Here is a 13,094-nt window from a genome sequence, read left to right as displayed (position 1 = left end):
ACTACCATACAAAAATATATTGAGAATCAGGGTTAACGATTAAAGATTTACAAGGCTCCTCCCACCACCTAAAGGTAGTGGGAGGAGCCTATGGCAAACGAAAGGGTTTTATTTATGAACCTATAAGCACTCAGAACAAAAAAAGACAGGATTTTCTTCCCGTCTTTTTTTATCATCCTTTCATTAAAAATCTACAGGAGGATCTCATCCCGTATCAGGCATCCAGTACCCGTTACCAGTCCACGCAGTACAATCGCACCCGCGTAGACGGCTTAAATCAGCCCGTAGTGCTTTAACGCGTTCGCGATTCCGTCCTCCAGAACCGGCTTGGTCCGGTAGCTGCAATACGGCAGGATCGTTTTGGAGCAGACACCCATCGCAATGCTGTGGGGCACAGCCTCCAGCATCGGAATATCGTTTTCAGAGTCCCCAATGGCATAACAGTTGTCCTTGGGGATTCCCAGTTTTTTCTGTAAAATGTGGATCCCCTCCGCCTTGCTGCAGCCTGTCGGAACAATTTCCAGATAATGCTCTCCCTGAGGCACTGCAGTAAATTCGTCTCCGATAAAGCTTCTCAGCTTATCCACCGGATCATCCGGACGAAGCAGGCAGAAAAATTTATCAAACACCACATCACTGTCCTCTGGCCGCTCCGGCATGTCCGGCACAGAGCAGTTCAGACTCTTAAAATTGGAAACCGAATTGCCAAGCTCCGGACTCATACAGCGGCTGTCATAATACACATGCTCCTCCGCTTCAAAAAATGTCGGGATGCCGAGTCTGCGCAGCTCATATACGATTTCCGTACATTTTTCATGCAAAATGCTGTGGCTAAACAACGTTTCTCCTTCATAATAAATATGTGTTCCGCAGCCACATACCAGGCCGTCAAATCCGATTTCGCGGATTCTCGGCTCAATGCTCACCAACGTCCGTCCCGTATTGATAAATGCCAGGTGTCCATTTTCGCGAAGTTTACGGATCGCCTCCACTGCACTCTGCGGGATCTGATGGGTCGGTCCATCGACCAGCGTTCCGTCAATATCAAAAAATACAATCTTTCTGTCTTTATTTTCCATCCTGCAAAACTCCTCCTTTTGTCAGGTATTCCCAAATTGCTTTCTGCTCTGCTTTTACCTGTCCCTGAATCATTGGATTTTTCCCGCCGCCGCGCCCGCAAAGTGCCTTGTTGAACGCCTTGCCAAATGCCGAAACATCCCGGTCAGATGCGCAGATCACATACTGATAGCCATCTGTATCGCTGCCATTAAACACTGCTGCAAATAAGACCTTCTGTGCCAGCTTATCCGCCAGCTTACGGACGTCCACTGTGCTCAGTCCCTGCTCAAACAGCACGCAGGCGCTGCTTCCGGTCTCTACGGCATCCACCTTTTCTTCCAGCAGGCGCAGCTTTAACGCGCCGAGCTCCTGTTTTAGATCAGCCACCGTCTGCAGCAGCTTTTGGGCTGCTTCCGCGGTCTGCTCCGGCTTTACAGACAGCAATGCCGAGATTTTCTGCGTGTTTTCGAATCGGCACTTATAATCTGCCAGCGCTTTTTCCCCGATCAGAATATCCAGACGGCTTCCACCCTTTGCATGCTCTGCAGAAATGACCTTGATAGGTCCGACCTCGCCTGTGTATTTCACATGCGTTCCACAGCAGGCGCACACATCCGCACCCGGAATCGTAACGATGCGGATCGCCCCGGTCAGCTCTTTTTTACTGCGGTAATCCAGTGATGCAAGGGTCTCCCTGTCCGGATACTCCGCCAGAATTTCTATATTCTCCAGTACCTTCTGGTTCGCCAGGTCTTCCGCCTCCTGAATCTGTTCTGCCGTCAGCGGTCCCGAAAAATCGATCGTCACGCAGTCCTTTCCCATATGGAAGCCGATATTCGAATAGCCGTGAGTATGGCAGATGATACCGGAAATGATATGTTCTCCGGAATGCTCCCGCATATGCATCAGCCTTCTGTCCCAGTCAATGGTTCCATGCACGCAGCTTCCAACCTCCAACGGGGCGCTGCACAAATGGAAAATTATGCCGTCCTTTTCCTGTACATCTGTCACCCGGGCGCCGCCGAGTACACCGAAATCGCAGGGCTGACCGCCGCCCTCCGGATAAAAGGCGGTTCGATCCAGAGCAACCTCCCAGAGTGGCGCATCCGGCCGCGCTGCTTCGCCAACTGCCAGCTGACCATTCACGTCTCGCTCTGTGCCTTCCTTCAACACCTGGCAGCTTACGACCGCCGCATCAAATTCTGTCAGATACGCATTCACATCATATAATTTTTCTGTCATCTTTCTCGCTCATTTCTGCGCACGCTTTTTGCGCATGTCGAGTTTGTGTCAAGTGCGCGCAGACACAAATCTCGCGATTAAAAAAGTTTATTTTTCAATCTTATTCCTCATTTCGTGCAGCTTTAATGCATTCCTGAAAAAATCACGCACGCCGTCTCCCTCTTCCTCCGGCATTGTAGCTTCTCCATCATAAAAGTGTCTGCCTGTCCGGTAATCTGCACAGATCGCATCCAGAGGAAAGCCTTCCATCCGCTGTGGCCGCTCCTCTGTCATCAGCCAGAATTTTTTCCAGTTCAGTGCACCGCCTCTGGCTTCGTAAATTTCATTCTCAGAAAAAACCAGGCAAATCGCGTTCTGATACTGTGCGACGCACCGCCCGCCAAGCTCTGCGGCAATCTTCTTATAATATTTCCGCATCTGCTCATCCGTCAGGTTGACACCGTTTACCCGCCGTACATGCACGCCCGGCTGACGCTCCTTGGGCAGTCCTTCTATATAAAGACCGCTATCCTGTGAAAAAACCGGCTGCCCGCAGATTCGGTAATATGCGAGGGCTTTCTGCCGCGCATTCTCCAGCGGGTCCTTCCCACATTCTTCTATCTCTCCCCAGCAAAATGGCAAATCCTTTAAACCGAGCAGGCGAATCTCCTGCAGCGTGCTCAGGTAATGGCGCATCAAATCGAGCTTCCCGGCGTTCCCTGTTCCATAAATCAACGTTGTTGTTTTCTTTTGCATTTTGTCTCCATTTGGCAGATAAGAATCTAAGATTCTGCCTCGCATGCGCAATTCAGTTTATTCTACCATATCCGTTCCAAAGCCGCCACCAGGAAAAGCGTTTTGCAAAAAAGCACGGCAATCATTCCAATTTTTGACCCGTTTTAAATTTTCTGCCTTTTCTGATTTTTATAGTTATTTCCTGTTATATTCTTTTTTTCATATTCGTGTCTATCGTTTTTTCGACTTATTTATTTATTTTGCTGCATTACCTCGTTTTTATATTTCATTTTTTATGCATATTTTTCTTAAATTTTCTTCAAAAAACACTTGTCAAAACTCGATCCATGCCATATAATATATCTTGTCGCTGAGCGATACAGAGATTCAGCGAAACAAAAGAAAATGCACCGCTAGCTCAGTTGGTAGAGCACCTGACTCTTAATCAGGGTGTCCAGGGTTCGAGCCCCTGGCGGTGCACTAAGAAACACTGTTTTTGAAAGCTTGACTTTCGGGGACGGTGTTTTTTTGTTCTCCTGTTTTCAGATGCACATAAGAACATGATACCCTCTCCGATTCCTTTTCAGTTTATATTTCTTTTAGAATTTCTTTTCAATTCTTTTCTTGTAAATTTCCCAGGCCGGACGCATAATAAACTTAATCTGAAACGTTTTTAAGACACTATTTTTCCCGGACATCCCGACATGTCCGTGCCGTGCAGACAGCGCACAGAATGGAGACACCTATGACAACCAATCCCGATGACAAAAAACCAAAACAAGTGCTTGCCACGTATGCCGTCGTCGCTCTGATCGTTATGTTCCTGCTTAATATTTTTGTTCTTCCGGGGATCATGGAACGAAGCATCAGGGAAACGACCTACAGTGACTTTTTAAAAGGTATCGACAGCAAACAGATTCAGGAGGTCCAGTTCGACGTTCAGGATTCTATCATTTATTACACCCTCAAACAGGATGGCAAAACTCAGGTCTGCAAGACCGGTCTGATCAACACCGACAGCGAATTGATCGATAAGATCACTTCCTCCGGTGCGGATCTGACCAGCGAGATTCCGACTCAGCAGTCCCCTCTGATGAATATGCTGATCGGTTTTATCCTGCCTACTATTATTTTCATCTTTTTAGGCCAGCTGCTCTTTAAAAAGATGACCAACAGCATGACCGGAGGTCCCGGCGGCGCGATGTCGTTCGGCAAGAGCAACGCCAAGGTTTATGTCAAATCCTCCACCGGCATCAAGTTTTCTGATGTAGCAGGTGAAGATGAGGCAAAAGAGCTTCTGACCGAAATCGTAGACTTTTTGCATAACCCTGAAAAATACCGTGCAATCGGCGCAACAATGCCCAAAGGCGCACTGCTCGTAGGCCCTCCCGGAACCGGTAAAACCCTGCTTGCCAAGGCAGTCGCTGGTGAAGCGGACGTTCCCTTCTTCTCCATTTCCGGTTCTGAATTCGTGGAAATGTTCGTCGGCATGGGCGCAGCCAAGGTACGTGACCTGTTCAAACAGGCGAGTGAAAAGGCTCCCTGTATCGTCTTCATCGATGAGATCGATACAATTGGTAAAAAGCGTGATGGACAGATCAGCGGCAACGATGAGCGGGAACAGACCTTAAACCAGCTGCTGACAGAAATGGACGGTTTCGATGGTTCCAAAGGCGTTGTCATCCTGGCAGCGACGAACCGCCCGGATTCCCTGGATCCTGCGCTGACCAGACCCGGGCGTTTCGACCGCCGAATTCCGGTTGAACTGCCTGACTTACAGGGCCGCGAAGATATCCTGAAGGTACATGCCCGTAAGATCAAGATTGCAGATAATGTAAACTTCCATGAAATCGCAAAAGCTGCTTCCGGTGCCTCCGGCGCTGAACTCGCCAACATCGTCAACGAAGCTGCTCTGCGTGCAGTCCGCGACGGTCGTCGTTTTGCAACACAGGCAGACCTCGAAGAAAGCATCGAGGTTGTTATCGCAGGCTACCAGAAAAAGAGCCGCGTGCTCTCCGAAAAAGAAAAACTGATCGTTTCCTATCATGAAGTCGGTCATGCCCTTGTCGCCGCCCTGCAGACGAACTCCGCACCGGTACACAAGATCACGATCATTCCCCGTACCAGCGGTGCGCTTGGTTATACCATGCAGGTCGAGGAAGGCGAACGTTTCCTGATGTCCAAAGAAGAAATGGCAAATAAGATTGCAACGCTGACCGGCGGCCGCGCAGCAGAAGAAATCATCTTCCACTCCATCACAACTGGTGCCTCCAACGATATCGAGCAGGCAACCAAGCTCGCCCGTGCAATGATCACCCGCTACGGCATGAGCGATACTTTCGATATGGTTGCAATGGAAACCGTTGCAAACCAGTATCTGGGCGGCGATTCCTCCCTTTCCTGCTCACCCGAGACACAGACCCAGATCGATACCCTGACCGTCGACCTTGTAAAAACGCAGCACCAGAAAGCGATCCAGCTTCTGCAGGACAACCTGCCCAAGCTTCATGAAATCGCTAAATACCTGTACGAGCATGAAACGATTACAGGCGAAGAATTTATGACGATTCTGATGCGCAAGCCTGAGCTCGCAGCGGCGGATCCCGCAGCTTCCGGCAACTGACCGACAACGGCAACCGCCACCGGCTGCTTTACACCTGGCTTTTTCAGCCGGCGGAGATTTTTGAAAAATCTCCGCCGGTTTTTGCGTGCAGGAAGCTCCCTCTCTATACACAAAATTTTCTCTTCTGGTATCGTTTTTTGAACGCTTCCGGACATCTCTTTTTCTTTCCTTTTCCCGTCTTATGAGGTATACTGAAAGCAGTGAAATTTACCCGGTGGAGGTATAGGTATATGAAATATATTCAACTTGGAAAAAGTGGACTGACAGTCCCTTCCGTTGCCCTCGGCTGCATGCGCATCCGCGACGTTTCCGCTAAAGAAGCCGAGGAACTCGTTGCAACGGCGCTGGAGCTTGGCTGCAACTTTTTCGAACACGCCGACATCTACGGTCAGGGCACCTGCGAGGAAGCGTTTGCAGACGCGATCCACATGTCCCCCTCTATCCGCGACAAGATCCTTCTGCAGTCCAAATGCGGCATTGTTTCCGGCGTTATGTATGATTTTTCCAAAGAACACATTTTATCTTCTGTAGACGGCATTCTGAAACGTCTGCGCACTGACTATCTGGATGTGCTTGTCCTGCACCGTCCGGATGCCCTGATGGAGCCGGAAGAAGTGGCAGAAGCCTTCAACCAGCTGCAGCAAAGCGGCAAGGTCCGCAACTTCGGTGTTTCCAACCACAAATCAAGCCAGATCAGGCTGCTGCAGAAATATATCAGCCAGCCCCTCGTAACCGACCAGCTGCAGTTTTCCCTGCCCAACTCCTCCATGATCCAGAGCGGCATGGAAGTCAACATGACAACCGCCGGTGCAATTGACCGCGACGACAGCATTCTCGATTTCTGCCGTCTCAACGATATCACCATCCAGACCTGGTCACCGTTCCAGTACGGCTTTTTTGAAGGCGTTTTCATCGGCAGCGACAAGTATCCCGAATTGAACCACTGTCTGGAGGAAATTGCAGACAAATACCGCACGACTCCGACAACAATTGCAGCTGCATGGATTCTGCGTCACCCTGCACACATGCAGCTGATCGCCGGCACGACAAAGCCCTCCCGCTTCCGCGAGATCTGCGCCGCCTGCGATATTACGCTAACCCGTGAGGAATGGTATCGTCTCTATCTTGCTGCCGGACACATTCTGCCGTAATTTACAAGTGCCTGACTTTCATTTTTCCGAAAGGAGAATTTACCATGTATGATGCAATCATAATCGGTGCCGGTGTGACCGGATGCGCGATTGCACGGGAGCTTTCCCGTTATCAACTAAATATCCTGGTGCTGGAAAAAGAAGAGGACGTCTGCTGCGGAACCTCCAAAGCAAACAGCGCCATCATCCATGCCGGACACGACGCAAAGCCCGGCTCCTTAAAAGCCCGTTTTAATGTGAGAGGGAACGAACTCATGGATCAGCTCTCCGCTGACCTCGATTTTCCCTTTACCAGAAACGGCTCCCTGGTACTTTGTTTTGAAGAATCCCAGATTCCGGAACTGGAAGAGCTGGCAGACCGCGGACGCAAAAACGGCGTTCCCGGTCTTTCCATCGTGACCGGTGAGGCTATCAAGTCCCTCGAGCCAGCACTTTCCGACGACGTAAAGGCAGTGCTTGTCTGCCCGACCGGTGGAATTGTATGTCCGTTCCTGATGACGATCGCCCTGGCGGAAAACGCTGCCGTAAACGGCGTTTCGTTCCGCTTTGACACTACAGTAAAAGCCCTTTCCCGCAACGCTTCTGACGGTCACTGGAACGTTTTAACCGCTGCCGGCGACACCTTTGAAGCGCGCTGTATCATCAACGCCGCCGGTGTCTATGCGGACGAGCTGCACAATCAGGTCAGCGCCCACAAGCTTTCTATCACGCCCCGCCGCGGAGAATACCAGCTTCTGGACAAAAAAGCCGGAACCCTCGTTTCCCATACGATCTTTCAGCTTCCCGGAAAGATGGGCAAGGGCATTTTGGTCAGCCCTACCGTCCACGGAAACCTGTTAGTCGGTCCCACCGCCGAAAACCTTTCCGATAAAGAGGCCGTCAATACCACCCAGGCAGGACTTGCTGACGTTATGGAAAAAGGACGGCTCAGCGTTCCGTCCCTGCCCGGTAATCTGACAATTACCTCGTTTGCAGGTCTGCGCGCCTCCGAAGCAGGCGGTGATTTCGTAATTGGTGAGGCAGAGGATGCTCCCGGCTTCTTTGACTGTGCCGGAATCGAATCTCCCGGTCTTTCCTCCGCTCCCGCAATCGGGGAATATGTTGCAGAGCTGGTTTCCCATAAGCTGGGGGCTTCCTGCAAGGACAACTTTATTGCGACCCGCAAGGGCATTCCCTGTGTCGCTTCTGCTTCCCCGGAGGAATTAAAAGAGCTTCTGTCAGAAGATCCTGCATACGGCAATGTGATCTGCCGCTGTGAAACCGTTACAGAGGGAGAAATTATAAATGCAATCCGCCGTCCGGTCGGCGCACGCTCCTTAGACGGCGTAAAACGACGCACCCGTGCCGGAATGGGACGCTGTCAGGCAGGTTTCTGTTCTCCCAGAGTCATGGAAATCCTCGAACGCGAGCTTTCCATGAACCCACTTTCTGTCACCAAACACGGGCAAGGCTCTGAACTGCTTACCGGCACTACAAGGGAGGAATCGGGCTTATGAAACAATATGATCTGATCGTCATCGGCGGAGGTCCTGCCGGACTTGCTGCCGCTATCGCCGCCCATAAAAACGGAGTTTCCAATCTTCTGATCCTCGAACGCGATCAGGAGCTGGGCGGCATTTTAAATCAGTGTATCCACAACGGCTTCGGTCTGCACACCTTTCAGGAAGAGCTGACCGGACCAGAATACGCTTCCCGTTTCATCGACGAAGCGCTCGCACTGGAAATTCCCTATAAGCTCTCCACAATGGTTCTGGATATCAGCACAGACGCTTCCACAGGCCTGCATTGTGTTACAGCCATGAACCGCACAGACGGACTCCTGCAGCTGCCCTGCCGCAGTGTAATTCTCGCGATGGGCTGCCGTGAACGCCCCAGAGGCGCTTTAAACATCCCCGGCTTCCGTCCGGCAGGCATTTACACCGCCGGTACAGCCCAGCGTCTCGTCAATATGGAAGGCTTTCTTCCGGGTAAAGAGGTAGTAATCCTCGGCTCCGGCGATATCGGTCTGATTATGGCGCGTCGAATGACCCTCGAAGGTGCGAAAGTCAAAGCCGTTGCCGAGCTGATGCCCTATTCCGGCGGTCTGCAGCGAAATATCGTCCAGTGCCTGGAGGATTTTGACATTCCGCTGCTGCTTTCCCATACAGTCATCGATATTCAGGGAAAAGATCGCGTAACCGGCATTACACTGGCACAGGTCGGTCCTGACCGCAAGCCGATCCCCGGAACCGAGCAAAATATCCCCTGCGATACACTGCTGCTCTCCTGTGGACTTATCCCCGAAAACGAACTTTCCACCAAACTCGGTGTATCCTTATCACCCGTCACAGGCGGTCCACTGGTGAATGAAAGCCTCGAAACGAACGTTCCCGGCGTATTCGCCTGCGGCAATGTCCTGCACGTACATGATCTGGTCGATTACGTTTCCGAAGAAGCCGGACGTGCCGGAAAATTCGCGGCAGAATATATCCGGCAGACAGCGGGTGACCGCGCGGGCACTGCTTCCGCTGAACAGAATTTGACCACACAGGCTGACAGCGGCGCGAGCAGCGCTTCTGCCGGGCAAGGTTCAACCGGCGTGAAGGCTAACAATAACGCTCACAACGCCGCTGCTGCGGACGGCTCCACCGGCATCCCGCTTATTCCATCGGGCGGCGTCCGATACACGGTTCCGCAGTCCATTCGGCTGTCCCATATGGAGGACACGCTTCTGGTTCGTTTCCGCGTCGGAAGCGTATTCACAGACGCAGTATTGACTGTTACAGCAGGTGATACCTGTCTGCTGCGCCAGAAAAAAAAGAAGCTCGCGCCCGGCGAAATGCAGCAGATCATCCTGAAAAAATCTGCAATTCCCGCCGACGCACAATCCATCACAATCTGTGTTGCAAAAGAGGAGGGCTGATTTGTTATGGAAGAAAAAAATCTAATCTGCATCTGCTGCCCTCTGGGCTGCCCGCTTACTGTTACGCTTGAAAACGGCGAGGTTGTATCCGTCACTGGTAATACCTGCCCCCGCGGCGCTGCTTACGGTCGTAGGGAGGTCACCAATCCAACCCGTATCGTAACTTCTACAGCGCTGGTTTCCGGCGGCGTCCTGCCTGTCGTTTCCGTTAAGACTGCCTCCGATATCCCCAAAGGTAAAATAAAGGATGTCATGGAAGCGATCCGTCAGATCCACGCTGTCGCCCCGGTTCAGATCGGAGATGTCCTGCTGCACGACGCGGCAGGTACGGGTGCAGATATCGTCGCCACCAAAAATATTCCGGTTGCCACCGGTTTCAGGGAGAACTGATCCGAAATGCTTACAGATAAATTTAAAAAAAATGCGGATGCACTCCGGCATAAAAAGCTGTTCCTGCTGGATATGGACGGCACGATCTATAATGAAAATTCGATTTTTGAAGGAACGCTGGATTTTCTTTCCCAGATTGAAAAAAATGGAGGACGCTATATTTTCATCACCAACAATTCCTCCAAATCCGTAAAGGACTATGTGGAAAAGGTAAACCGGATGGGAATTACCGTCGATGCTTCGCATTTCTATACTTCCAGCCAGGCAACCGCTTTTTATCTTCAGGAGAATTATCCCGGACAGACCGTTTTCTGTATGGGAACCCGTTCCCTTGTCGCAGAGCTGGAGCAAAACGGCATCCGCGTTGTCACGAAGCCGGAGGATTCCGCCTCTGTCGTTTTAATCGGCTTTGATACAGAAAATACCTCTGAAAAGGTACGTGACACCTGCATCATGCTCGGGCGTGAGGTTGCTTATCTTGCAACCAATCCGGATCTTGTCTGTCCGGTCAGCTTCGGCTACATCCCGGATTGCGGCTCCATGAGCATCATGCTCAAAAATGCGACCGGCAAAACACCGTTTTTCATCGGCAAGCCAGAACCGATCATGATCGACTGCGTTTTAAAAAAGCTCGGCATCTCCAAAGAGGACACCGTGATCGTCGGTGACCGCATCTACACAGACATCGCCTGCGGTGTCAATGCAGGAGTCGATACGATCTGTGTCCTCTCCGGCGAGGCGACACTTGATGACCTGAAAAAGAGCGACACCAAACCAACCTGGATTTTCGACAGTGTCCGTGAAGTGTGCACAGAACTGGCGCGGTAGCGCCTGCGGTTCTCCAAACAGTCCCGATGCAATTTTTCGAAACATCCACAATCGTTTATAGTTTCCGGCATATATAGATAAAAACGAACAAAAATGCGCCTGCCGCACGGAATCTTTTCTCCATGGCAGACGCATTTTTTCAATGGAAAGCACAGGCTTCCAGCCATATTATGTCTCCCCGACATCAACCCATGCCCGGCTGTTCAACAGCTGCTTTCTCTGCCTCCAGTCCGGCATCAGCTCCGTCATAAGCTGATGAAATGCTGCAGAGTGATTCGGCTGGATAAAATGGCAGAACTCATGAACTGCAACATATTCCATGCACGCAGGCGGCGTCTCCCCAAGCTGTCTGGAAAAAGTCACGATCTTCTTTTTCGGCTGACAGCTTCCCCATCGGGACACCATACTGCGCACTTTAATCTGGGGCCATGCTACCCCCATCCGGGAAAAAACCGGATAAATCCTCTCACAGATTTCTTCCATCTGCTCCAGGCAGCACTGTGTCAGATACCCTTCGAGCATCCGTCTGCGTCTGTCTGCATCGGATGGATTTTTCTGTGTCACTAAAATCACACGGCCGATCCGCTCCACCGACTCTTTCCTGCCCTCCACAACACAAAGGCGGCAGGCTTTTCCACACTGATAGAGCACATCCCCATCTTCATAGCGTCGATTTTTCCCGGCGCTGATTCCATCTCCGGCTTCAATCAGCTTCAGACAGCGTTCCCGGTTCTGCAGGACAAAATCCGCATTTCCCAGAAGAAACGCCTCTATTTCCCACTGCGCTGTATCTCTGCTCGCAGAAACCAAAACGCGCCCATCTCTGTGGACGCGCAGGTTCATTCTCCTGATATTTTTCCGCTGCAGTTCATAAGGGACTGCAATCCCCTTCAGTACAATGATCTTTTCCATACATTCTACCACGGGCGCTGTCCGTCGGTTCCCCGGCAGGACAACGCCCGTACCTGTTGCAAATTATCGTTTCCCTTACGCGTTCACCAGACGAACTGTTTCCCGCGCAATGGCAAGCTCTTCATTGGTCGGAACCACCAGGGCTGTTACTTTGGATTCCGGAGTAGAAATAACAGCCTCCACACCGACTGCCGCCTTATTCTTTTCCAGATCGATCTCGCAGCCAAGGAAGCCTGTATACTGACTGATCAGAGCACGAACCTGTGCGTTGTTTTCACCAATTCCTGCTGTAAATACGATGGCATCCACACCGTTCATAGCAGCCGCATATGCACCGATATATTTGCCGACACGATAAGCGTATGCTTCCAGCGTCGTCTGCGCATGGTCGTTGCCTGCTGCCGCAGCTTCTACCAGATCACGGAAGTCGCTGGAAATACCGGACAGGCCAAGCACACCGGAGTTTTTGTTGCAGATATTGATGACCTCTGCAGCTGTCAGATTTTCTTTTTCTGCGATAAAACCAACGATCGCAGGATCCATATCGCCGCTTCTGGTTCCCATCATCAGGCCTTCCAGGGGCGTCAGACCCATGGAGGTATCCACGGATTTACCGTGGTCAACTGCGGATACGGAAGCACCGTTGCCAAGATGGCATACGATAATTTTCAGATCCTTTCTGTCTTTTCCAAGCAGTTCTCCGACACGTTTGGAAACGAAATCATGGCTGGTTCCATGGAAGCCGTAACGACGTACTTTGTATTTTTCATAATATTCATACGGCAGACCGTATAAATAAGCCTTGCCGGGCATCGTCTGATGGAATGCGGTATCGAATACAGCTACCATCGGCACGCCGGGCATTACCCTCTGGCAAGATCTGATACCGATCAGGTTTGCCGGATTGTGAAGCGGTGCAAGGTCATTGCACTCCGCAATTGCCTCCAGTACACTGTCATCAATCACAACAGATCCCTTGAATTTTTCTCCGCCATGTACGATTCTGTGACCTACTGCATCAATTTCCTTCAGAGATGCGATCACGCCCTCTGCCGGATCTGTCAGCTTCTCGATCACAACCTTTACTGCATCGGTATGATCCTTCATCAGAACCGCTTCCGTCTTTTTGCCTTCTCCGGCTTTCTGATGGGTTACGCTGCTGCCTTCGATTCCGATTCTTTCACACAGTCCCTTTGCCAGGACCTCTTCACTCTGGCTGTCGATCAGCTGATACTTCAAAGAGGAGCTGCCGCAGTTGATTACAAGCACTTTC

The 13,094-nt window shown here is 51.1% G+C and carries 11 protein-coding genes and 1 tRNA gene; 7 read left to right on the top strand and 5 right to left on the bottom strand.

Going from position 1 to position 13,094, the window contains the following annotated elements; genetic code table 11:
* Positions 1-272: 272 nt before the first annotated feature.
* The 3 genes from OCV62_RS04070 to OCV62_RS04060 form a co-directional block, all read right to left on the bottom strand.
* A complete protein-coding gene (locus OCV62_RS04070; RefSeq protein ID WP_262585243.1) occupies positions 273-1,079 on the bottom strand; it encodes an HAD family hydrolase in 807 nt (268 codons plus the stop codon).
* A complete protein-coding gene (locus OCV62_RS04065) occupies positions 1,069-2,301 on the bottom strand; it encodes an alanyl-tRNA editing protein (protein WP_262585242.1) in 1,233 nt (410 codons plus the stop codon). The genes OCV62_RS04070 and OCV62_RS04065 overlap by 11 nt, the downstream gene beginning before the upstream one ends.
* 87 nt (positions 2,302-2,388) lie before the next feature.
* The gene (locus OCV62_RS04060) at positions 2,389-3,036 is read right to left on the bottom strand and encodes a non-canonical purine NTP pyrophosphatase (protein ID WP_262585241.1); all 648 of its coding nucleotides are present in this window, start codon (positions 3,034-3,036) and stop codon (positions 2,389-2,391) included.
* Between the two features lie 386 nt (positions 3,037-3,422).
* Here OCV62_RS04060 and OCV62_RS04055 point away from each other — a divergent pair.
* From OCV62_RS04055 to OCV62_RS04025, 7 genes are all read left to right on the top strand, one after another.
* Positions 3,423-3,495: transfer RNA gene (locus tag OCV62_RS04055), tRNA-Lys, on the top strand.
* Positions 3,496-3,760: 265 nt separating this feature from the next.
* Positions 3,761-5,638, top strand: a complete 1,878-nt coding sequence (gene ftsH / locus OCV62_RS04050; RefSeq protein WP_262585240.1) for an ATP-dependent zinc metalloprotease FtsH — start codon at positions 3,761-3,763, stop codon at positions 5,636-5,638.
* Positions 5,639-5,868: 230 nt separating this feature from the next.
* Positions 5,869-6,789: an aldo/keto reductase gene (locus OCV62_RS04045; RefSeq protein WP_262585239.1), complete on the top strand. Its 921-nt coding sequence runs from the start codon at positions 5,869-5,871 to the stop codon at positions 6,787-6,789.
* Between the two features lie 44 nt (positions 6,790-6,833).
* A complete protein-coding gene (locus OCV62_RS04040; protein WP_262585238.1) occupies positions 6,834-8,285 on the top strand; it encodes an NAD(P)/FAD-dependent oxidoreductase in 1,452 nt (483 codons plus the stop codon).
* On the top strand, positions 8,282-9,691 hold the full coding sequence (locus OCV62_RS04035; protein WP_262585236.1) for an NAD(P)/FAD-dependent oxidoreductase: 1,410 nt from the start codon (positions 8,282-8,284) through the stop codon (positions 9,689-9,691). The genes OCV62_RS04040 and OCV62_RS04035 overlap by 4 nt, the downstream gene beginning before the upstream one ends.
* Before the next feature lie 6 nt (positions 9,692-9,697).
* Complete coding sequence (locus OCV62_RS04030; protein WP_262585234.1) at positions 9,698-10,081, top strand: DUF1667 domain-containing protein; 384 nt, start codon at positions 9,698-9,700, stop codon at positions 10,079-10,081.
* Positions 10,082-10,087: 6 nt separating this feature from the next.
* Positions 10,088-10,909: an HAD-IIA family hydrolase gene (locus OCV62_RS04025; protein WP_262585233.1), complete on the top strand. Its 822-nt coding sequence runs from the start codon at positions 10,088-10,090 to the stop codon at positions 10,907-10,909.
* Positions 10,910-11,077: 168 nt separating this feature from the next.
* Here the strand turns inward: OCV62_RS04025 and OCV62_RS04020 are convergent, their stop codons facing one another.
* Together OCV62_RS04020 and OCV62_RS04015 are read right to left on the bottom strand one after the other, a co-directional pair.
* Complete coding sequence (locus tag OCV62_RS04020) at positions 11,078-11,821, bottom strand: M48 family metallopeptidase (RefSeq protein ID WP_021915577.1); 744 nt, start codon at positions 11,819-11,821, stop codon at positions 11,078-11,080.
* Between the two features lie 75 nt (positions 11,822-11,896).
* Positions 11,897-13,090: an acetate/propionate family kinase gene (locus OCV62_RS04015; protein WP_317258837.1), complete on the bottom strand. Its 1,194-nt coding sequence runs from the start codon at positions 13,088-13,090 to the stop codon at positions 11,897-11,899.
* Positions 13,091-13,094: the final 4 nt, after the last annotated feature.

This window comes from Gallintestinimicrobium propionicum (genome assembly GCF_025567525.1).
In the GTDB taxonomy this organism is placed as follows: Bacteria; Bacillota; Clostridia; order Lachnospirales; family Lachnospiraceae; genus Gallintestinimicrobium; species Gallintestinimicrobium propionicum.
Note: the sequence above shows the minus strand (reverse complement) of the source record. Positions and strands in the feature narration are given on the sequence as shown.